This is a genomic window from Thiothrix caldifontis, assembly GCF_900107695.1.
Classification (GTDB): Bacteria; Pseudomonadota; Gammaproteobacteria; order Thiotrichales; family Thiotrichaceae; genus Thiothrix; species Thiothrix caldifontis.
Map to the genome: position 1 here is coordinate 121,341 of NZ_FNQP01000002.1, position 24,154 is coordinate 145,494.

A 24,154-nucleotide genomic window follows, 5' to 3' on the forward strand; every position below is an offset into this window, starting at 1 on the left:
AAAACAAAACAAAACAAAACAAAACAAAACAAAACAAAACAAAACAAAACAAAACAATAATCAGATAATTAAAATTCGCTAACAATAAGGTGCTCAGCCCTAATCAATAAGAGCTTTACCGACAATACGTAAAATACCCCACCACTCCAAAACGGTCACACACGAATAGGCAGCACACTTGCCATTAATACTTAGTTGCTCAGTAACTCATAGACCACCCTCTTGCTGCTATAGCTTATGTTTATATTATTCAGCATAGTTTAATTTTATTCAATATTTTCTATGATAAGCTTTGTAAATTTTAGCCAATTTATTTTGATAATGCATAAAAATAAATTATCAAAAGCTTGCGTTGCATCGTCGCAATTAGCTTTCGTATAAGATGCAATATCTTGAGATTTTGTTCTGGACAATGGGGAGTACCTTAATTATCCACGTACAGCGCAAAAATCACCCGATTCGGCACTTCCATCTGCATTACCTCCAACGCACTCGCAGTTCGGCATGTAAGAATATTGGAATATAACGAATAATTGATATTTATCACGCTTTCGTTAATTAATAAATTTATTTGATTTGCAAATCAATAAAAGCACCTATCCCTATCAGGGTACACGCTAGAATCCGGCGCATAAAATATAGTATGCTGCTTGCCACTTTAGGAGTGCACCACCGTCCAATCCGTACACCTTGGGCTAAACAACGGTGCATCTCACAGGATTCCAAAATGTCTTTGACGGAGGAGCCTCAATGACGGATGTCGTTGCAACCAACCAGACCATTATCGTCGTCGGCGGCGGTATCAGTGGCATGACCACTGCACTCGAAGCAGCCGAAACGGGTAAGCAGGTCATTTTGCTAGAAAAACGCCCTTACTTAGGGGGACGTGTTTCCCAGCTTTACAAATACTTCCCTAAAATGTGTCACCCGACCTGCGGTCAAGAAATCAATCAACGCCGCATTAAGATGAACAAAAATCTCACGGTGATTACGCAGGCGGAAGTTTCCAACATCAGCGGTGAAAAGGGCGATTACACGGTTTCCGTGACCATTACCCCGCGTTACGTCAATAGCAATTGCACCGCTTGCGGCGACTGCGCCAAGGCTGCCACGACTGAATTTGACGACGAATTCAACTACAACCTCGGCAAGCGCAAGAGCGTTTACCTGCCTAACGCAATGGCATTCCCGCAGCAATACGTGATTGACCAGCGCATCATTGGCACTGCCGAAGCCGACGCTGCCAAAGCTGCCTGCAAATACGGCGCAATCGAGCTGGATCAGCAAGTCGAAACCCTCGACCTGAAAGCCGGTGCGGTGGTGTTTGCGACAGGTTGGAAGCCTTACGACGCGAACAAGATTCAGCCTTACGGCTACGACCGTTTTGCCAACGTCATTACCAACGTCGAATTTGAACGCTTGATGGATCCACATGGCCCCACCAACGGCAAATTGCTGCGCCCTTCCGACGGTAAAGAAGCGAAAAACATCGCCTTCATTCAGTGCGCGGGTTCGCGGGATAAAAACCATCTGGCGCATTGCTCACGCATTTGCTGCATGGCCTCCCTCAAGCAAACCAACTACGTGCAAGAAAAGTTTGGTGACGACGGCAAATCCACGATTTACTACATCGACATGCGGGCGATTGACCGGTTTGACGATTTCTACCAAAACGTGCAAGCCAACCCGAACGTCAGCTTCATCAAGTCCAAAGTCGCCAAGATTGAGGAAGACAAAGCGACCGGCAACCCTGTCCTGCACGGCGTGAATACCGAAGGCTACCACCGTTACGCCAACCAACACGATCTCGTGGTATTGGCAACCGGCATGGAACCCAGCGTGGATTTCAAAGGTTTCCCGATCAAGATTCTGGTCAACGATGAAGGCTTCATCGAACATGACGACAGCAACGGCGGCATTTTTGCGGCTGGGGTTGCCTCCGATGCGCTGGACGTAAACCGCGCAGTTCAACACGCCACGGCTGCGGCCTTGCGTGCGGTGCAAGTCGTCAATCAGGTAGCAGGAGCATAAGATGAAAATTGGTGGTTATCTGTGTACGGGTTGCGGCATTGGCGACCGTCTTGACACTAAATCCCTCGAATCAGTAGCCGTGCGCGAAGGTCGGATTGGCTTCTGCAAGACCCACGACTTCCTGTGCAGTCAGGCAGGCGTGGACATGATCAAAGCCGACATGGCAGCGGAAGGCGACGACAAAGTAACCAAAGCGGTCATTATGGCGTGTTCGCGCCGTGCCAAAACCGAAAGTTTCAACTTCGGGGCAGTGCCAACCGCGCGCGTCAACTTGCGTGAAGGTGTCATCTGGATTCGTCCTGAAGGCAGCGAACACGACGAAACCACGCAGGAAATGGCAGCCGACTACATCCGCATGGGTTGCGCCGAAGTCAAAGCGATGCAACAAGCCGATGCCAGCGGTGAGCAAGGCAAAAACAACCACATTATGGTGGTCGGCGGCGGCATTACCGGCATGACGGCGGCACTCGAAGCCTCCAAAGCCGGTTACTACGCCAGCATTATCGAAAAATCCGACCGTTTGGGCGGCGTGATGGGGCAACTCAAGCAACGCCAGCCGGAACATTCCCCGTTCCAAAACCCGCAAGATACCGGCGTTGCCGCGTTAATTGCAGCGGTGGAAGCGGATGACAAAATCACGGTTTACCTGAATTCTACCATTGCCAAAACAGCGGGTGCACCGGGTCGTTTCGAGGTGGATATTGCCTCTACCGTAGGCGCAGGCACGCACGCTGAGTTTGGCGCGATTGTGCAAGCCACCGGCTTCACCCCTTACGATGCTAACAACCTGCCAGAATTCAGCTACGGCAAATCGCCGAACGTTGTGACCCAACTGGAACTGGAAGCACTGGCTCGCGCCGCAGGCGATGGCCCAATCAAACGTGCTGACGGCAAAGTGGTCGAAAACGTGGTATTCGTGCAATGCGCGGGTCAACGCAGTACCAAGGAAGGGCATTTGTCCTACTGTTCGGGTCATTGCTGCGCTACCAGCATCAAGCAGGCGATGTATTTCAAAGACAGTAACCCTGACATTGAAACCACCGTATTGTTTGACGACATCCGTACACCGGGTGTAGGCGGCGAAAACTTCTACCGCAGTGCGCAAGACAAGTTTGTGACTTTCCGCAAAGGCAAAGTTTCCACGGTTGACGTGAAGGGCAATGAGCTGCAAGTCAATTTCAAGGATTTGATCCTTGACGAAGACGCGCAGATGGGTGCTGATCTGGTGGTATTGGCGACGGGTATGTTACCCAACTCCGGTACTGACATCGACACCATGAAGGACAAGGATGCCAACGGCGAAGTGAAAGTTTCCGTCGAATCCATCCTCAACCTGAACTACCGCCAAGGGCCGGATATGCCGCAATTGGTGAACGGTTTCACCGATTCGCATTTCATCTGCTTCCCGTATGAAACCCGCCGCACGGGTATCTACAGTGCAGGCCCGGTACGCCGCCCAATGGATGCCGCGCAAGCGCAAACCGACGCGATGGGCGCGGTGATGAAAGCGATTCAAGCGATTGAAAACTCCGCGATTGGTCGCGCTGCCCACCCACGTTCCGGTGACTTGAGCTTCCCGTCATTCCGTAAAGAAGGTTGTACCCAGTGCAAACGCTGCACGGTGGAATGCCCGTTCGGTGCGATTGACGAAGACGAAAAAGGCTACCCGAAATACAACGAAGCGCGTTGCCGCCGTTGCGGGACGTGCATGGGTGCTTGCCCGGTACAGGTTATTTCCTTCAAGAACTATTCCATCGAAACCGTCGGGGCGCAATTGAAAGCTGTCGACGTGCCAGATGAGTTCCAAGAAAAGCCGCGTATTTTAGTACTGGCGTGTGAAAACGATGCCTACCCCGCCCTCGACATGGCAGCGATGAAACGCAACGAATCCAGCGCGTTTATCCGCGTGATTCCAGTGCGTTGCCTCGGTTCGACCAACACCATCTGGATCAAAGATGCACTGGGTAGCGGCTACGACGGCGTGGTGATGATGGGCTGCAAAAAAGGCGCAGATTATCAGTGCCATTTTGTCAAAGGCTCGGAAATGGCGCATGTTAGGATGGCGAAAATCGGCGACACCCTGTCTACCATGAACCTCGAAGCCGATCGCGTCGCGGTGCATGAAGTCGCCATTACCGACATCGACCGCGCACCCAAACTGCTGGATGAGATGGTTGAAGTGATTAACCGTGTCGGCCTCAGCCCGTTCAAGTTCTAAGGAGGATGCTGGAATGACTACTGCTGTCAATCAAGCGATGGTTGAAAAATACAAAGGCAACTTCCTCAAAGAAGTGACGGATAACGTCGAGGAAGGCAACTGGGTCAAAATGTGTATGCAATGTGGCGTATGTTCCGGTTCGTGCCCGCTGGGGCCGCACTGGGATCACCCGCCGCAAGAACTATTCATGATGATCCGCGCCAACAAGCGTGAGGAAGTGCTGTCGTCCACCTCGATGTGGATGTGTACCTCGTGCTACAACTGCGTGGCACGTTGCCCGCGTGGTCTGCCGATTACGCACATCATGCACGGCTTGGCGCACTACGGTAAGCGCATGGGCATGAAACCCAAGAACCAGCCGACGGAAAAATTCGGGCAAATGTTCTGGGACAACCTGATCAAGAAAGGTCGTGTCAACGAGCTGAAACTGGGTCTGGGCTTGTACTTCAAAGACGGTTTCGCCGAAGGCGTGAAAGTGTCGATGGGCAAGCAAAAACTGGGTATGAACATGATGAAAGCCAAGCGTATGTCACCGATGGAAATTCTCGGTGGGCATGGCGTTAGCGATCTTTCTGGCTTCCACGCCATGCTGAAAAAAGCCGAAGAGCTGGAAGCAGCACGTGTCGGCGCAAACACTGACGCGAAATGAGGAGGATGAGGTAACAATGGCAAAGCATGAATATTCTTACTACCCCGGCTGTTCTTCCCAGAAGGGAGCATCGTCTTCCAACCTGGAAAAGTCGGTGGAAACCCTGTGCGAAGAGCTGGACATCAAGCTGAATCCAATCCCGGATTGGAACTGCTGCGGCGCATCCATCGGTTATGCTGGCGGTGGCGAATTGCCACGTATGACGCTTTCCGCGCGTAACTTGGCCTTGTCCGAAAAGCATCACCCGGATCAGGACGTGGTAGCCACTTGCGCGGCTTGCTGGCTGAATACCCGCGAAGTGCAGGAACGCTTGAACCACAACCCGACCCTGAAAGCCGAAACCAATATTGCGCTGCAATCGGTGAAGCTGGAATACAAGGGCAACAAAAAAGTCCGCCACATGGTGGAAGTGTTGATCGAAGACATCGGCTACGATGTGCTGGGTTCCAAGGTTAAAAAGCCGCTGGAAGGTCTGAAAATCGCCGGTTACGTCGGTTGCCAAACCAACCGTCCGTTCGGGATTGCCGGTGAATCGTTCGAGAACCCGATGTATCTGGACAAGATGGTCGAAACCCTCGGTGCGGAAGCCCTCACCAAGTACGACAAAAAAGTCGCTTGCTGTAGCGGTGCGCTGATGTTCTCCGAACCCGAAAAAGGTCAGGCATTGGTCAAGGACATCATCGAATCCGCTTACGACAGCGGCGCGAACATGATTGTGACCCCTTGCCCACTGTGCCAAGCCAACGTTGAAATCTACCAAGATGACATCAATGCGCGTTACAAGACCAATTTCGATATGCCGGTCATGTACTACAGCCAGTTGATGGACGTGGCATTCGGGCGTTCCGCATTGGATGCAGCACTGAATGGCAATATCATCCAGTCCAAGAAACTGCGTGAAATTGCTGACAAATAAGCGATAACTAACCGTTTATCGCACGTTTAGGGAAAAGGGGGCATAATGCCCCTTTTTTCTTGCCAAGGAATTGATAAACATGAAAACCACCACATTATTAACGCTGGCTGTGGCACTCTCCGGCAGCGTTTTTATGGCAGCATGTTCGGACAAAACTGCCACGACGAGTACCACTGGCACTTCTTCCCCACAAGCAACGGATATTAAAATGGTCGATTTAGTTAAAACGGATGTAAAAGTAGGCGACGGCGCAGAAGCTACCGCTGGCAAGATGGTTTCTGTGCATTACACCGGCTGGTTGTATGACGAAGCCGCTGCTGACAAACACGGCAAGAAATTTGACAGCTCCCGTGATCGTGGGCAGCCTTTCCAATTCCCACTGGCTGGTGGTCAAGTGATCAAAGGCTGGGATGAAGGCGTACACGGCATGAAAATCGGCGGGCAACGCACCCTGATTATCCCACCTGAAATGGGCTACGGGGCACGTGGCGCGGGCGGCGTGATTCCACCGAACGCCACACTGGTATTTGACGTTGAGCTGCTCGGCGTTCAGTGATTTAGCAAAAAGGGGGCTTAAAGCCCCCTTTTTTTAATCCACCACGACTTCGTAGAACACTTCACCGCTGGAACCTGCTTTGAGCTTGCCAGTGAACGACCAATCCAATGCTGTGCCGTTTTGGGTCGGCGTGCAAGCCGTCAGTTCTGGCGGGGTTGTGCCGCAACCCTGCCCTGCACCACCAAGCTGGGTGAACGCTGGAACAGTGTCGTTGACCACCAGTTCGTCCAGTTCGCCATTACCGATATTTTCGTAGGCAATGGTGTAACGCAGGGTTTCACCCGGCAACGCTACACTGCCGTCGATATCGCGCGTGGTATTCCAGACAGACTTTTGCAATGACAGTTTGCCTTCACCACCCACTGGCTCAGACGATGTGCCGGAGGAGGTTTTGGTGATATCGGTGCGGGTTTGTTCTACTACAGCAAGTCCGCTACTACCGTCACCAAACACAAAGCTGCTGGTGATGTCGAGCGTGTGGCTTGCGCCGGAAGTGGCATTCGCCGGGGCAAGCACTTTTGCCAACAGACACAACTTGTCACCTGCGGTCACGTTGATACTGCCAGTAATCACCGTATCAGCGTTATCCAGTTGCGCATCACAGTTGTTGTCGAGCAATAAGCTAACACCCCATTCCAACCCTGTGGGTTTAGCCGTTTCCGCCAAACTGAAGCTGACGCTACCGTCGGTTTTGGCCTGGAAAATGTGCGGGTAAGCCACCGTGGTGTACGGCAAAATCACCTGTGTATTTTCCAGCGTGAACGTCGGCAGTTTGGCATCCCCGAAATCCTGATCCGTTACATCCGCATTTGTGACTGTTACGGTCAGGGTGTTATCCGTGGTGGAAACATAACCATTCGGGTCATTAACCTCTGGCGGGCAAACGGTCGGTGCCTGGTGGTTTTCCTTGGCGGCTTCGTACAACACATAATTGTCCGCCGCAGCGGGTTGTACGTTGTCGAAGTGGTAACTGCCATCTGCCCCGGTTTTGGTGCTGCGGCAACTGCCTGCGGCGGTATCCTGCAAGACAATGGTCACATCCTTGATACCTTTCTCCGCTGCATCGTTAATGCCGTTGACATTGGTATCGTTATAGACCTTGCCCGACAGGGTAAAACCGCTATCGCCAATGGTGATGGCGTAATCCTCCACCTCACCGTCCTGAGCTGTACCGGTTGGCACGCTGGTGCTGGCAGTGCCGGTGGCAATGCTGCTATCCGTGGTCAGACGCAGGCGCAGGTAACTGTTGCCCGGTGTGGTATCGGCTGGCAGGTTGTTCCAGGTCAACGCTACGATCTTGTTGCTTGCGCCAGTGGGAACATTGACCGTTGCGGCCTCGCTGGTATCGAATACGCCATTGCGATTGAAGTCGAGCCAGCCGACCAGTCGCGCCGGGCTGCCGCTGGTGTTGTTGACCGTAACGTTGAGGCTGTAGTCTTGCGCACCGTTTGCCAGTACTGGGAAATTGGCAATGCCGTCTTCATCATCGCTTCCGGCAGTATCATCACCCGTGCCATCCGCCCCACCGTTGGCAGTGTTCTGGCTCTGGTTTTCCTTGTCAGGGGCAGTCGTCCCCAAATACGCCTTGGGTGTCATTGCCAACCAATGGCTGGCATCGCCGTAGCTGGCAGGAGCGTCGCCAAAGTCTTCCTGAACAATGTCCATCCCGATAAAACTGAGTAGTTCCGTACCCGCGTCATCACCGAAATCATCATCACCGACGATGACCACCACATGCTTGATACGGGCTGAGGTGGCACTATCCACAAAACCAACCCAACGGCTGGATTGGTTGCCACAGGCGGTATCTGTACCGGGCGTGGTACTGCCGCACAGATTCTGGTTCACGGCGGTGGTTGTCGTGCCGTTATGCAGGTCAGTGGGTGTAACCGGAATATCACCACCGATCCGGTTGCCGCTGCTATCCAGTAAGCGCAGCCAGGCAGGGCGGGCATAACCATCGGTACGGGTTTCCAGATCGCCGAACCATGCGCCGAAACTTTTCACCGGCGTTGCAAAGGTAAATCTCACCGCATTGGGGGTCTGGTTGTCACCACCGGTATCCGTCCAGAAAGCGGGTTGGGTTACAGTGTCATACAAGCTGGCAGGGCGTGGAGCAACATCCTGCATGGTGGCAGCAGTGCTCAGGGAAGCCCCCGATGTATGCTCACTGCCAAGGCAGGGTGACGCTGGCTGGATATTGACACGGGTGACATCCACCGCCACCCCATAGGTAGAAAATAACGCCGGTTCTGAGGCCGCCAGACTGCGGGCAGTGGTTCCCAGCCAAGGCACAATCTTGCCGGAGGTCGGCAACCCGGCAGCACTGCGCCAGGTATCATCCAACGTATCGGTTTCATTGCGTGAAGCTACGCCAGTACCGGATACCTCTTTACTGATATAAGGGCTGATGGCAGCATCGGTTGCACCGCCACCGCCCGGTGTACAGGTGAATATATCGAAACCGAAATCCACGGTCGTGGTGTTACCGGCAGTCACCGTGACACCGGTACGGGGATGGCTAGTACCGATCAACGCACCCACGGGCAGGTCAGAATCTGTAGTATCCACATTGACCCGGTAAGTGCCGGGATCAAGGTCGGGGAAGGTATACGTGCCGTTGGCAGCCGTTTCCACAGTGGTCACCAAAGTGTCATCCGTGACATCGGCGGGCGTGCCATTATCGCGGTACAAAGACACGGTAATCAGGCCAATGCCGGGTTCTGCCCCGTTTTGAAGGTTGGACTGGTCATCATCGCGGAACACCGTGCCGCTGAGCGTGCCTTTGGCAATGACGGTGAGCGCGTAATCTTCCACCTCACCGTCGGAAGCTGCCGTCGTTGCACCCAAGCCTGACGTTGATGACCAGCGGAAACGGGCGTAGGTTTGCGCCGTTGTCGTATTGGACGGAACGTTGACATTGAAGGCAATAATACCCGCTGCTGCATCGGTATCGCTTGCGCCATTATCCAGAAGGTCGGTGGCAACCTGTTCACCGGCATCGGCAAAGTCGCCATCACCATTCCAGTCGAGCCAGCCTTGCAGATAAGCACTTGCACCATTAACTGTCGCGGTAATCGTGGTGGCCTGACCTTGTGTCAACGTGGGTAAAGTAATGCCATCGTCTGCATCACCAGTAGCATCCACATTCTGCAAGGCATCTTGTTCCGTTGTTGCTCCAGCCCCTAGGTAAACCACCGAGCTGTCACTGATATAGTGTACTGGGCCACCGGAAGCCTGAAGTGTTTGGTAATCACCCGTAGCAGGGCCTGTGCCTGCGTTATCCGGTGCATCACCGAAATCACACCCTACATTCGCACCAACAGCGTAAGCGACAAAGTCGTCAGATCTGATATTGCTGGAGGTCAGCGTTAACTGTGAAACCAGATTGCTGCCTTGACCGACCAGCACCCCATGCTCACGGTTCGTGCCCCATAAGGTTTGCTTCATGACTGTGCCTGTAGCCGCAATGTAAGCCAACGCAGCTTCTCCACTGGTCAATGGTTTCATGACGAAATCAGCCGGGCTTGCCCCGCCATTGAGGGTGAGGGTTAGTCTGGGATCGTAAGCCACAGAAACATTGTGACCTATATCAGTGATATAAAGGACGATTTCTTTGGCTGGAATTGGCGTTGAAAAATTCAGCGTCAAATTCATATCGCCTGTCTTGTCCCATCGGCGTGAACCTGACAGTGAACGGGTAAGGTTCTGTGCATCATAAAATGAAGCAGAGACGGCTGTAGCACTCCAACTGTTATTGGTTGTGACTGAAACGGTACTATTGCTGCCGCCTGGCCAAACAAAATTTGCGCCATTGGCAGCACCGTGTGTCGAAACCCTGCAAGCACTAGAGCCAGAGGCAACGGCACTCCCTACCGTTAATGGGTAGTCTTCCACCTCGCCATCGTTGGCGGCTGTTGTTGCATCCAGATCAGATGTTGTTGACCAGCGGAAGCGTGCGAAGGTTTGGCTGGTTGTAGCATAGGTTGGAACACTGACTGCAAACCGAATGACACCTGTTGTGCTATCCAGATCACTTGCCCCGTTGTCTTGAAGATTCGGTGCAATTTTTTCATTGGTATCAAAGTCACCGTCACCATTCCAGTCAATCCAGCCTTGCAGGTAGCCACCAGCACCTGCCACGGTGGCAGTGATGGTGGCACTTTGCCCTTGAACCAACGTGGGAAACGTTACGCCGTCTTCATCATCCGTGCCGTTGCTATCATCACCATCCGCATTGACAGAATATTGTGGGGTGACTTCATCATCAGGCACTACCGTACCAAGGTAAATACCGGCAACAAGGGTATGGAATGGCGCACCATAACCAGCCGGGGCATCGCCATAATCCCTCGGCTGCGGGCTAAAGCCGAAGTTCTGATCCTGCAAGGTGGTATTGGCAGTGATCGTCACGCCTGTTTGTTGCCCACTCGTGCTGGCTCCTGAAGGATTGGCTGTCGGCGTTGCACCAGCCGGAATATCACTGTCAGCCAAATCGACTGCGATCTTATAGTTCACATCTACCGGAATATTGTTGAAAGCATATGCCCCATTGGCATCCGTGTAGACCGTTGCAACAATAGCATCACTGCTGTTGGTTAGATTGACCGCAATGTTCGCTGGCAGGGTTATATCCGTTCCGGCGTTGTACGCATGATTGCCATTCATGTCGCGGTACAATGTACCCGTGACTGCCCCACTAGGGATGGTACAGGGTGCAAGCACCAAATCATCGAGTGCCAAGTCGTTACCTTGCCCGCCACTGATATTGTTGCGAATGCGGAAGGTAATTTGTGTCGCCGCCCCCGAGTTAATCATGCCACCGTATTCATTCCAGGTCGGGCGTTCTGTCGGGGCGATATTCCCACTGGCTATAATTGGTACAAAGTCGGCGTCTATACCCGTGCGTTTTGCCTCAAAAATGATGTTGGGTTTTATATTTGTACCACTGGTGTCAAACGCTGGCGTTATCAGGTTCATTGCCCAAGAACTGAAACCGTAGTTGGTATCCGGGGTGACCGCGAGTGTTTCCTGATAGAACACGTCTGGGCTAATGGATGCGTTGACGATCATTACGCCGCCATTGCTTTGCATGGAACGGTCACCGATACCATGCCATGCGGGTACTGCATTGACACCGGAAGCCCCGCCGCCGACACCGTATTCGCGTACCGCCTTGTTGACGATGGTGTAAAGCCCGTTGTCCGGTTGCCATGCAGCACCATTGAAGTCATGGTAAGTAAAACCCGCCGGAACCTGTGCAATGCCAGCCCCTAGGCTCGTTCCGGGCGTATTGGACGATACCGTACCGAAATTACCCAGCGTGAACAGGTTGGTTCCAAGTGTGCCACCCTCTGCCTGACAAGTACGCCCCGTTGCCGCAATATTGTCCGGTGTAACAAAGGCGAAGTTCTGATCGGTAAGCGTTACCCCTGCCGTTGCTGTCACGGTTTTGACATAGCTATCTTTGGAAAACCAGACATACCCCGGTGGAATATCCGCATCCGTGGTATCAACCCGGATTTTGTAAGTACCGGCAAGTAGATTGTTGAAAGTAAAGAGTCCGGCTGCGTCGGTCTGTGCTGTCGCCACCACTTCGCCTGAATCAGGCACATTGTCATTGTTGGCATCATTGAACAACAACACACTGATATTGGTTGGCAGGGTTGTTTCTCCGGCATCGAAAACAGCATCGAAATCACCATCCCGATACAGCGTGCCGGAAATGTTCGCGGTGGCAACGATTGTTAGCGCGTAATCTTCCACCTCACCATCAGCCGCCACCGTGGTGGCATCCATGCTCATCGTACTCGACCAACGAAAACGGGCATACGTCTGGTTACTGGTTGCACCAGCCGGAACCGCCACATTGAAGGCAATGGTACCAGCCGTATTGTTGGTATCACCCACCAGGTTGTCCTGAATATTGGTTGCCACCTGTTCACCGGCATCGGCAAAGTCACCGTCACCATTCCAATCAATCCAGCCTTGCAAGTAGCCGCCAGCACCTGCCACGGTAGCGGTAATGGTGGCGGTTTGCCCTTGGGTGAGCGTTGGAATAGTGACACCATCCTCTTCCGCACCATCGGCATCGGCTGCGACAGAGTTTTGATCGGCTGTTTCCGCATCCGGTTGGGTTGCCCCAAGATAGAAAGTTGTGCTGTTGCTCAGGGTAGCCATTGTCAGACCACTGACAGGCGTTAATGCTGATGGCGTGGAACCACCGGAAGCCAGTTTGCGCATGTAATGCCCCTGACTTGCCGGGTAGCCTGCCTTAATATCACCATAGTCAAAGCTGGAGAATATGCCAAAGGCCAAGGCTTCCTTGCCGCCTGCTTTCATATCAACCGCAATGTTGGAAACATCCCGCGAGAATGCCAATAACGTACCGCCACCTGCGTCAGGATCATTGTTCATGAACAACGTTTTACCGGCGTTGGTAAACTGGGCGCTGAGTGCACCGAATGCTTCAATCGGTTGCCATGCCGAACCGTCGGTTATCCAGGTCGCGGACTCGTTAGAATGCCCGGAGTCTTCAGCTTCAGCCGTCACAATGTCTGCCGGAATGCTGACGCCATTCAAACTGGCTGAAAATGAAACGGTATAAGTAGGATCTTGGCTATCCGTAACATTGGTCAAACCAATCGGATTCACACCGCTATACAAATCATCCAATGTATCGCCCCCCCAGTTGCCGGTATTGTAGGGCGCAATGGCAGCGGTAATGGTGTTGATTTGGGCATTGATTTGCAGGCCGTTTGCCAATGTCCAGCTTTTATTGATGGTATCGCCGGGGTTGAACTGGGTCACAGCACCGCACGACCAATCCAGCCAGAAAATGTCATTTTTGTATAAACCCGTACCACTGGTAGCATAACCGGAGCCAGACCCGGCAGCCTCCGTCGGGCAATTCACAATGACTGGCGCAGCAACCGTGAGGGCATAATCTTCTACCTCACCGTCAGAAGCCAATACCGTACTGTTCAGCCCTTGCGTTGTTGACCAGCGAAAACGTGCATACGTTTGGTTTGTAGTCGCATTAGCAGGCACTGTAACCGGAATATTGATAATACCGGTTGTACCTGCACCATATTGCAGGTTAGTAGCTACCTGCTCGCCACTGTCGGCAAAATCACCGTCACCGTTCCAGTCAATCCAGCCTTGCAGGTAGCCGCTGTTAGCACTGGCTTGCGTAACATTGACAGCAATCGTGGCATTTTGCCCTTGTATCAGGCTTGAAAACGTTACGCCATCCTCATCGTCCGTGCCGTTGAGGTCATCACCCGTCGCATTGACCGAATATTGAGGCACGGCTTCCGTATCAGGGGCTACCGCACCAAGGCGAATCCCAGCAACAACGGTATGGGATGGCGCACCGTAGCCAATAGGAGCATCACCATAGTCGGCAGGGGCTGAAACAGTAGCGGTATAATCTTCAACCTCGCCCGTTGTAGCAACACTCGTCGGTGTGTTGCACTGCCCTGTTGCACCACATACCCGAAAACGTGCAAAGGTCGTTCCCCCCGCAGCGTTGGCAGGCACACTGACACTCAGATTGGTCGTACCAACTGCAACCGACAGGTCATTGGCAACCTGCTCACCCGCATCCAGAAAATCGCCATCCTGATTCCAGTCAAACCAAGCACTCAAACGTCCGCTGGCAGACTGTATATTTACCGGAACAGAAGTTGTCTGACCTGCCGTCAGAGAAGCAGGCATGGTTACACCATTTTCGTCATCAGTGCCGTTACTGTCATCCCCCAAAGCATCACTGCTGGCAAGGATGACCGCATCAGCATCGACGCTTGCGCCTAAACGGACACCACTAATGGTATGAGTAGGCGTACCATAAGAAGCAGGCGCATCAGAAGCGTCGGCGTTATCGGAAGAAACTGTAAACGCTGGTGCCCAACCACCCCACGGTTTTAACGAACTTGCACCTGCTGACTGAATGGTATAACTACTGGCTATACCATTACGAAATTGTGCCGATGCACTCATGCCATCCGGTTCTGTTGTCACCCAAGTAGGTTCTTCATTGTCGTACCGGCCTCCTGAGTTGTTTGTAACCGCTGATTGAACCTGAGCATAGCCACTCATAGTCAGAAATCCTCCAGCACTGACCGGCTGCCCTAAAGAGGAAACACCAACAACTAATAGTCCGTCATTCGCATCGTTAGGCGCTTGTCCTGCATCAAACGAACCACTCAAAGTAAAATTACCAGCTAAACCCACCCCATTTCCATTAGCTTGTGGAACTGCGGAGCGGACAATGCCTGAATCCCCCTGATCAGCATTGCTGAAGACAAATGCCATCAGCAGGGCGTCATCACCTGCATTTTTCGGATTTGGTACATCAGGGAGTGAAATGGATACATTACCTGAGGATGCCCCCCCCAAGAGCGCATTGATTTCATTTTCATAAAGTGCAATGTGGTAGCTATCTGCATTGAAGAGTGTGGAGTTTGGGATGGCGACGCCAGAAGAATTCAGCAGGCTACCTTCCATCCAACTAAAACGCAGGTCACCGCTGGGTATTCCACCAACCGTCAAAGCATTTTTCTTATCTATGCTGCCAGCACTACCGATCACACGGGCAGTAATCTGCTGATTGGCAGCAGCCACTCGCGGGAAATTATCACTCAAACCAATACCGCCATTGGTCAAGTTACAAACATCACCCGCTTGGTCGCAGTGATCACGCTCGAATGCAGCAAAGATGAATAAAATCCGATTTTTACCCGCGGGGATATTGAATGAACTGACGGATGGCATACCAGTAACACCCGCACCACTAGCAGTGACACTGGTAGAATTCAATACATTGACCTGTGCCGCACCCGCAGGTATGACAAGCCCCAACAGAGTAACCAACACCATAAGCCTGACAGCAGACAAGCCTGTTTTTAGCTGAAGAAAGAGACGTTGCAACACAAATCCCCCTGAGATCATTATGATTTGTTATTTTTAATTATTTATTCAACCCGAATCCCGAAGGTCAGCGTCGCGCTATACCCCGCATTCAGCGTCCCCATCGCACCGATAATTGCCCCACGCCCGCCGTTGCTGATGGGTGCAACTAACGCCCCTTGGCTCAACTGTGGCAAACCACCTGCCGTGATGAATGCGGTATACGCCGGTGTAGCATCCTGAATGCGCACATTGCGGATACTTTCCGCCCCGGTATTGGTCGCGGTCAGACGGTAAATCGCACATTGCCCCGGTTCCACCGCAAAGCCACTGAAGCTGAACGCCGTATCGGGTGTGCCATCGCAATTGGTATCCGTTGCCTGTTCCTTGCGAATCGCCACGTCAGAACGGTTAGTGGTCGTGGTATCAGTGGCGGAAGTGCTATCTGCCCCGCCGTTCCAGCTTGCGGTAAGCGTGCTGACATTCATTGCCCCCATCGGCAAGGTCGCTGCTGCATGTACCTTGGCAAAAATCAGCCGGGTCTCGCCCACCGCCAGATTTGCCAATGTGGATAAGCGTACATCACCACCACTTAATACCCCATTAGCGTCAGTATCCTCATACAAGACGGTTTGCCAACCGGCACTGCCATCGGTATGGCTAAAGGTAATGTTAGCCTGTGCCTGATTGCCCTGGTTCACCACCCAATGCGAATACACAATAATCCCGCCCGGCAATACTTGCCCCTCATTATCAGGGAACAGCACCACATCGGTCACTTCACCCACCATCACCGCATCCAGCTTGATGTCGCTTGCCCCTGTGACTGGCGACACCACGCGGAAATACAACGCAGCCGACATTACCCCCGCATCCGCCGGAATACTCACATCCGCATACACCAACTTGCCAGTATTCGCTGCCATGCTGCCCGTATTAGCCAAGGTATTGCCCTGGTCATCGCTGAAGTTCACCACCCACCCCGCAGGCAGGTTAATCGCGGCAAACGTCGGATCCGTACTGACCCCCAGATCAAAATTGTCCGCCGCACTGCTGGTATTGTTCACATACAAGGTAAAGCGCGTGGTAGTACCCGGCATCGCACTGTTGGTGGTAACCGGGGTGGCTTCTGGCCCAGCGCCCGCACCCGTGACACCCGCCATACCCAACGCGGCGTGGTTGGTCAGGTCGACCCCACCCGCGCTCGCCAAGATGGTCAGTTGGTTAACCACCGGGTTGGCTTTGGCATTATCCTTGAAAGACGTTGCCAACAACGTCACCTCAAGGTTAGCCCCACTCGCCCCCACGGGCAGAAACGCTTTCACCACCACCTCATACACTGTACCAGTGGCGCGTTCACCGGTATCAGGAATGCCATTCCCGTTAGTATCCAGCAGCGGCGTAAACCCGTCCGCATGGAACAACTGGAAGACTGTCCCCGCCGGGAAACTGCTGCCACTCAGTGCGAGGTCGAAACTGTCCGCACCATTGCCGGTATTCCAGATGAAATCGTGGAACACCGCCGTGCTGCCAGTCATGCTGCCTGCCACTGGCTCCAGCGTGCCATCCACATTGCTACTGGCACTACCGTTCGCCACTACCCCAACGGTTTGGGTCACATCAAAGCGGACGGCGTTACTCAGGTAACGGTCTGAGGTATTCGTACCATCGTGGAATTCGTATTCTGCGGTATTAATCAGGGTTGATACCGGCAAACCGTTGGCAATGCGGACTTCAAAACGCACTTCCCCGCGTGAATCCGGCACAACGTCTGTCAGGATAGCCGTCACCTGATTACGGGTATCCGTATCGGCATCCTTTTGTGCTTCAGGAATACCGACACAACTGCTGTCATACGCGCAATAACGGATAGTCTGCAACGAACCTTGCGCATCGGTCGGGTTAGCATCCGTCAATACGGTCGCACCGCTTTCACTCCAACGCGCACTATTGGCAACGTATTCCATTCCCGCTGGCAACGCATCTATCAATACCACATTGCTGGCTGGCACAAGACTCCGGTTATGGTAACGCAAGGTAACGGTGTAGGTGCCACTGCCCGCGATACCGGCATGGGCGCTAAGGGCTTTGGTCACATCCATAATGGCCTGATCCGTCACGACCACCGTATCCTGATTGCTGGCCTGTGTGGTCGGGGTGAAATGGCTACTGCCCGTCAGACTGAATTCACCGGCATTGCTGTTAGCCACACTGCCCGGCAGCGTGGCAATCGCCACAAACGCAAAACTCTCACCCGCTTTCAATACCGGGGTATCGCTAATCGGGCTGGCAAGGTCATCGGCTTGCCCGTCCTGATTGGCATCGGCATAGAAACTAACCGTGCTGAAATCAAAATCATCACCCGTCACTTGCGCGGCGCTTAAGGTGTAAGTGTCCGTGTTGTTACCCGTGTTGGTCAGCACATGCGGGAACTCCACCGTGCCACCGGCACTGCCAAGCTTGCTTTGCGACTGGGTCAATTCAAGACCCGCAACCGGCTGCACCAGCGTTTCCACCATATTGGAAGTCACGCTGTAGACGGTGCCAGTCTCATCCTTGAAGGTGGCACTCGCTTGATTGCGGATCACTGTATCGGCGGCTGTCAACGCCCAGGACAGGGACGGCGACAACAATACCAGCCACAGGCTAAGGAGAACGGCATTAAGGCTTGCCGGATGCTGCTGTTTCATGCTCAGAACCCTTGTTAGTGTTGTTATTATTATTGTCATCACAGCCTTCAGGCAGCGGTTTATTCTCACTGTACAGTTGCTCACGTTCCACCATCGTGAGGGGTTTACAATTTTTATCCTTGTCATCTTGCAGCCAACTGAATAAGGCTTCATCCGCTTTCATTTGCAGGCCGAGATACGCCCCGTTGGCATAGCGCCCTTGTGGATCAAGGTCATTATCATCAAACCCTGCAAGGTTATACCCAGCCCCCAGGCGCAGGTTTTCAACCAGATTGACGTGTACCCCAGCCCCTGCGGTATAGCGGGTCGTATCACCACTGCCTAACAAACCGACCTGCCCATTCAGCCCGACACGTTCGGAAATGTCTGTCTGTACATGGGCTGCGGCTAACAGTGCTTCTGAATCACGGCTGCTTGACCCTGCCTGTAACTGCTGGAACTTGGCTCCTACATGCCCAGATACGTCAGTCTCATCATTCAGGCGATAATGCTGATGGGTGGACAAGAGGTGAGTATCCTCATCCTTGGCATCATCCTTTTTCCATTTATAAGCATACAGGGCGTTATAAGGGCCACCGTCTTTGGGGCGGTGTGCGGCTGCCAGTGTCAGGGTGTTATTGAGCTGATCCTCGCCCGTGGTTTTGTTTTTCTGATAGCGCACTTCGTCACCCACCATCACGGTCAGGTCTTCGCCCGCACGGGTCACGTAGGCACCATTCGCACCGTAGTAGGTTTCGTTATCGCTTTGCCGGGTTTCCACCCGCAGTAACTTTTTAGCGGCCTTGTCACGGGTGTCCTGAATCGCTACCGACGCGGCAATGCTGTCTTCCTTGGTTGAGCCTTCCTGATAGTTGAGGAACTCGACCGTGGGGGTCACGGTCAGGTTATCTTCAACCTCCAGGTTGGCTTTCGCACCATTGGCAGTGACTACATCTTCACCGTTAATGTCACCTTCGATGCGGTATTCGGAATACAGCTCGGTCGATGGCAAGACTTCGGTTTTCACCCCGGCGACCAGGGTATTCTGGGTATCCACCGTGCCTGCCAGCGTACCACCTGCCAAGCGATCCGCATTTTCCATGCGGATGTAGGCTTTGGTCTTGTCACCCACCTGCATATCAGCACCAACAGCGGTACGCTGGCGTGCGCCATCACCGATTTCACGTTCGTGTTCGGCTTTGATACTGCCCTTTTTGCCAAGGATCTCGACCGGGCGTTCTGCACCGACCAGCAAGGTATTGACGGTATCAGTGCTGATGCCATCCGTTTGTTCAATCCGGCGAGTACCAGCTTTCAGCTTCCAGTCATCCACTTTGGTAGTAGCACTGAGTTCGGCGGAACGGCGGCTGGCGTCGGTACTGAGGGCTTGGCTATCCACCAGCTCCACTTTTGCGGTGGTATCTTTACTGACCTTCTGCTCGTGGGTCAGCTTGATTTCACGCCGGTCTGCCTGTACGCCGCTGCTACTGTTGGTGAAACCCGCATCGGCTTGCGCCGCGACCAGTTCAGTACGGCTGCCCGCGTCCCATTGGTGCGTCGCCTGTACCCGCACGGCCTTGCCTTCCGGGTCGCTGTCGTTGTGTTCCATCTGGGCAATACCGGCTTGCACGGTCGTCTGCTGGTCTTTGTACTCTGCATGTACCCCGCTGACCTGGTAGCCGTCGGTGCTATGTTCATCACGGGTGTGGCTGACGCCAACACTCAGTGCGTCCGTCACTTTGTGGTCAGCACGGATACCTGCCACCAGATAATCTTCGGTTGCCACTTCCTTGTCATAGGAAATGCGTACCGATACCGGATTGAGATTCTCATCCAGTGACGGAATGACGCGATGGAACGTGATATTCCCCGTCACTTCGTCAATGGAGTAATCGCGGAAACGTTCCAGCTTTTCCACCTTCACCAGCAAACCTGAGTTGGCACGGTCACGGGTGATAATTTCGACGATTTCGGAATTGCGCACCACCGGTACACCTTGCAGTTTATGGAACAGTGCCGTGCCATTGCCCGGTAATTCTTCGGAAGCACGCGGGTTGTCCTGGCTCGCCGCAAACGCTTGCACACGGGTTTTGCCATCGTCATACACCGCATTGGCACCGGTCAGCGTCCGCTGTATTTTCGCAATATCGGCGGGGGAACTGTTATTGTCGGTGACATAATCGCCCCACATGACACTGTGGCGGTCTTTTTCCAGCTTGGCGTACAGTGGGCTACGGCTTTGTGCTTCATAACCCCGGATGGAAGAATCGCCGTACACCTGATAATAGGCTTCCGGGTCAATGTCACGCAGCAATTCGGCATCCGCGTCTTTCTGGTTGTCGTAAGAAAGGGTCAGGTGCATGTCGCCCTTGACGCGCCCTTTCATGAACAAGGCAGCACGCCCATCGACTTCCACCCCGTCACTCTCTGCCACTTGTTGCAGCACTACACTGTCATAGCCCCCCTTGCCATACCCTTGGTGAGCGCGGATGTCGAGCAAACCGACCGCCACCAACGGGCGCATTTCAGCCACTTGTGCCACATCCACTTCGCTTTGCAAGGTGCCGGTAGATGCCCGCAACTTGACTTGCCCGGTCTGGCTACCACTGCGCAGGTGGACAATGCGTTCGCCATTGGTGACTTTTACCTGATGACCCGGAACCTTGTCCTGAATGTCGGCTTCCAGCCATTCACCCTCACTGCTTTCCAGGGTGAGGAAATACGTACCCTTGGCGGGGTAGCCGTTCTTGTCCACAATCTGGATTTTTACGGGTACGGCAGAGCGCCCCCGGTCAGCCGTGAGGGTGTTTTCCACCGTCATTTTCACTGCGACACCTGCTGAAGGGCGTTTGAAAGTCTTTTCGGCAATGGTGCGCTCGTTACCGAAGTTATCCTTGACCGCGATTTTGACCTGGTTTTCACCTTCATCCAGTTCCACGCCGTACCAGGCCATGACTTGCGCTTGCTCTTTCTTGTTGACGATTTGTTCGCCCAAATGGCTGGCGTCTACCGCTTTACCATTAATGTACAAAGTGGGGGTGATGTCGGCGGGTGTGACCAGCATAAAACGCCCGTCAATACTGGTATCACCCAGTGGCCACAGCCAGGTACCCGACTTGGCTTGTGCATGGGTAATGGCACGCACCACTTCTTTGGGAACCGGTACTGCCGCTTCGGCGGCTTGCTCGGCTTCCTCAGCCTTGCTTGCCGCGAAGGATTGTTGGTGCTCCTTGGCCTTACGCTGGTAAGCCTCCATCAGACCGTTGGAAATATCACCGTTTTGCGCAGCTTCCGCCTGGTTTGCCAGATGACGCAGACTGTTGACATTGCTGGGGTCGAGATTGTCAATTTCATTGTGCCAACCCTGCTCACTGCTGCGGCTACGCGCAATAATGCGTTCGGCAACGGCATTCTGCTCTGCTGCAATCTCACTGGCGCAGACAGTTTTTGTCGAGGCTTGAGCGTGTTTTTCTACCGGTTCTTCGTAAATCAGGTTGATTTCAACCCGGCGATTTTTCGCCATACCCTCTGGGGTGTCATTGCTGGCGACGGGCTGGCTTTCACCTTTGCCATCCACGCTGATTTCCGTTTGCACACCGAGGTTTTTCAACACGTATTCAGCAGCTTCGTGAGCGCGTGCCTGAGACAGCCCCGGATTATCCTTGAATTTAGCCTTGGTTTCCGGTTTCAGACGCTGGTTATCGGTATGCCCGACGAAACCAAAACGTGCATTGTGTTTATCTTTGCTCAGCACCAGTAGCTGGCGCAGCTTTTCCAGGTATTCCGGTGGGATATGGGCTTTACCTGAATCAAAATGCAGCGGCGGAATGACATTGGGAAGGGTACGGGTTGTCCATTCACGAGCCACACCTGCTACCGGCTGCTCCGTGCATTTTTCTACCGTTTTAGGTTTAGCTTCCGGGCATTGTGCGGTGAAATCCGCCCGCTGGAATTCCCCCGGCATCAGGTCAACGAAACGGCTGTCCGGGTCACCGGCCTGGGCGTGATCAACCACTTTCAACACCACACCTTCCGGCAAGGTGTGCGGGTCAACCTTGAGAACATGCAAACCGGGTTTTAGCCCATACAGGCTGAATTGCCCATCAGGGTCAGTGACCACATACGTTCCGTCTTCCATGTACAGGCGCACATCCGCTAATGGCCAACCACTGGCCTGACGTTGTTGGTCAAGTGCTTGCTTGGCATCACCGATTTTACAGCCTGCTTCCACCGCAATCCGCCCGAACAGAATGGCACGGTCAGACAATACCCCTTCCTGTTTGATGCTGACCTGGGCTTTGACCAGTGGAGACTGGATGGGTAGACCCGTCAGGGTGCTACCCGTGCTGAAAGCGGTATTAATGCCCTCACTACTCACCCCCAAAGCGGTGACTTGGGTGATGTAAGTGAGTGTCCATTCAGCCTTTGCCGGGAATTGCCCCAAACGGAAAGCCAGCGCCGTACCCTTGGGGGCGCTCTCCAGCGTCAGGCTCGGATCCTGTGCCACTTCACCATTGAGTTTGGTCGTACCGCTAAGGTATTTGAAACCATAAGGAAGCTGGTCTTTGATGTACGCGGCATACAAATCCTGTTCAGACAAATTGCGCACCTTGATGGTGTAGGACAACAAGTCCCCAATCGCTGCGGTGGTTTTGGATACCGTTTTTTCAATAGCAAGCTGCCCGGTAATGCCCTTCTGGTCCAAGGGGATGTCGATATTCATGCCAGCGTTTTCGCGGGTATCCAGAATAAAAATACCGGCTGAACCCGTACTCTCGGTAGGCGTTGCGGCATAACCGTTCAAACCATAAGAAGGGTTAACCACATTGCGCCCGGGGAAGTTACCGGGTGGATTAACCGAAGGCATGACGTAAGTAACGGGCGGATTGACCTTCAGGTAATACTTGCCTGCGGCAATAGCGGTGAACGTGTAACGTCCATTGGCGTCAGTGCGGGTACTCGCCACGGTAGCGTTGGTAGTCGCATCCACTAACAGCACTTCCGCATCAGGGATACGTTCCAGATTGGCAGAATCAAATACCATCCCGCTAATCCTTCCCGGCAAATTTGGCAGTGTTTCATCATCGGGAATTAAGGTATTACAGTTGTTCGCACTTTGAAAATCCGGTGTGCCATCACCATTGGCATCCAATACCGTTTGGATTTGCACCGTCGTTTGCTGTTCTGGCTGCTTAATCACTTGCAGGGTAAAGCCAAACTTGCCACTTTGGTTAGGCTTCAGGGCGCTCGCAGGCAGGAGTATCCCGACTTTCTCGACTTTACTGCTGCCATCCCACTGATCATGACTAATCCATGCGCCACCCGGTAACGCCAGCACGGGCATCGCTTGCACCGGTACTGCAAAAAACTCGCTGCCTTGTGCCAGATTGACGTAGGAAGAGAGGCTGGTTTCAAACAGCACACCACTCATGGCAATACCGTTGACGGTGATACTGCGCTCGCTGGGTGGTTCGTTACCGATATTGGTAAAACCAATTTCATGAGAAACTTTCTTACCTTTATCCAACGGGATAACACAATCTACATCCGTTTTATGGCTAATACGAATCAGCGCACCGGAAGTGATGGTCACATTATCAACCCCTTCTTTTTTGACAGCGGTATCAATATTCGAGATGGAAGAAAGTTTGACGGCGTATTGATCCCCGACCGCAGCATTCGTGGATACAGTACCCACAATCACTACCCGAATGGATTGACCGGGTTGCAGTAATTCTGTCAGGCTGATCTCAGGCTCGCCCAGATTCACCTGACCATCGCCATTTTGGTCTAAAAAAATGCGTAAATCGCCCAGATCACCATTGTCACCGGATAGATTTTCAACCAATAAATTGTACTTGTCGGCAACGTTACCGGTATTCACAATGGTATGCGGGAAATAAACCGGTTGCCCGCCCACCGCAGGTTGCGTGGTTTCCTCGGTTTGCTCGTGTGCAAGGTAACGCCCCACGACCAGTGTCGCGTAATTGGACAGTAGATTAATCACCTTGCCTGTTTCAGTATCGAAATAGGAGGCTTCGGCCTGGTTGATGATACGAGTTCCCTGCGAGGTAGCCGCTTGCACTGGCAAGCCGAGTACACTACTCAGTATCAGGAACAAAAAAATGCTAACAATGCGTGACATGGAAGCCTCTCTGATTTTTATTATGAATTTTGTTATGGGCTTTTTGTCATATCGGCTAAC

General features: G+C 53.1%; 8 protein-coding genes. 5 read left to right on the top strand and 3 right to left on the bottom strand.

Annotated features, from left to right (window positions below):
• Window positions 1-750 precede the first annotated feature (750 nt).
• The 5 genes from BLV87_RS01980 to BLV87_RS02000 all read left to right on the top strand — a co-directional run bounded on the left by BLV87_RS01980 (window position 751) and on the right by BLV87_RS02000 (window position 6,370).
• Window positions 751-2,031 (top strand): CoB--CoM heterodisulfide reductase iron-sulfur subunit A family protein, encoded by a 1,281-nt coding sequence (locus BLV87_RS01980; protein ID WP_093064860.1) that lies wholly within the window; start codon window positions 751-753, stop codon window positions 2,029-2,031.
• Window position 2,032: 1 nt separating this feature from the next.
• Complete coding sequence (locus tag BLV87_RS01985; RefSeq protein WP_093064862.1) at window positions 2,033-4,249, top strand: hydrogenase iron-sulfur subunit; 2,217 nt, start codon at window positions 2,033-2,035, stop codon at window positions 4,247-4,249.
• Window positions 4,250-4,262: 13 nt separating this feature from the next.
• Window positions 4,263-4,898, top strand: coding sequence for a 4Fe-4S dicluster domain-containing protein (locus BLV87_RS01990; protein WP_093064864.1), 636 nt, complete (start codon window positions 4,263-4,265; stop codon window positions 4,896-4,898).
• A 16-nt stretch (window positions 4,899-4,914) separates the two neighbouring features.
• Window positions 4,915-5,814, top strand: coding sequence for a CoB--CoM heterodisulfide reductase iron-sulfur subunit B family protein (locus tag BLV87_RS01995; protein WP_093064866.1), 900 nt, complete (start codon window positions 4,915-4,917; stop codon window positions 5,812-5,814).
• A gap of 79 nt (window positions 5,815-5,893) precedes the next feature.
• Window positions 5,894-6,370, top strand: coding sequence for an FKBP-type peptidyl-prolyl cis-trans isomerase (locus BLV87_RS02000; protein WP_245706878.1), 477 nt, complete (start codon window positions 5,894-5,896; stop codon window positions 6,368-6,370).
• A 33-nt stretch (window positions 6,371-6,403) separates the two neighbouring features.
• Here the strand turns inward: BLV87_RS02000 and BLV87_RS02005 are convergent, their stop codons facing one another.
• From BLV87_RS02005 to BLV87_RS02015, 3 genes are read right to left on the bottom strand one after another with little or no spacing between them, the layout of a single operon-like run.
• A complete protein-coding gene (locus BLV87_RS02005) occupies window positions 6,404-15,304 on the bottom strand; it encodes a CshA/CshB family fibrillar adhesin-related protein (RefSeq protein ID WP_175517810.1) in 8,901 nt (2,966 codons plus the stop codon).
• A gap of 41 nt (window positions 15,305-15,345) precedes the next feature.
• Entirely contained in the window at window positions 15,346-17,970 is a 2,625-nt protein-coding gene (locus BLV87_RS02010; RefSeq protein ID WP_175517811.1) for a DUF11 domain-containing protein, read from the bottom strand.
• Entirely contained in the window at window positions 17,942-24,094 is a 6,153-nt protein-coding gene (locus tag BLV87_RS02015) for a carboxypeptidase regulatory-like domain-containing protein (RefSeq protein ID WP_093064872.1), read from the bottom strand. Before BLV87_RS02015 ends, BLV87_RS02010 begins: the two co-directional genes overlap by 29 nt.
• Window positions 24,095-24,154 lie beyond the last annotated feature (60 nt).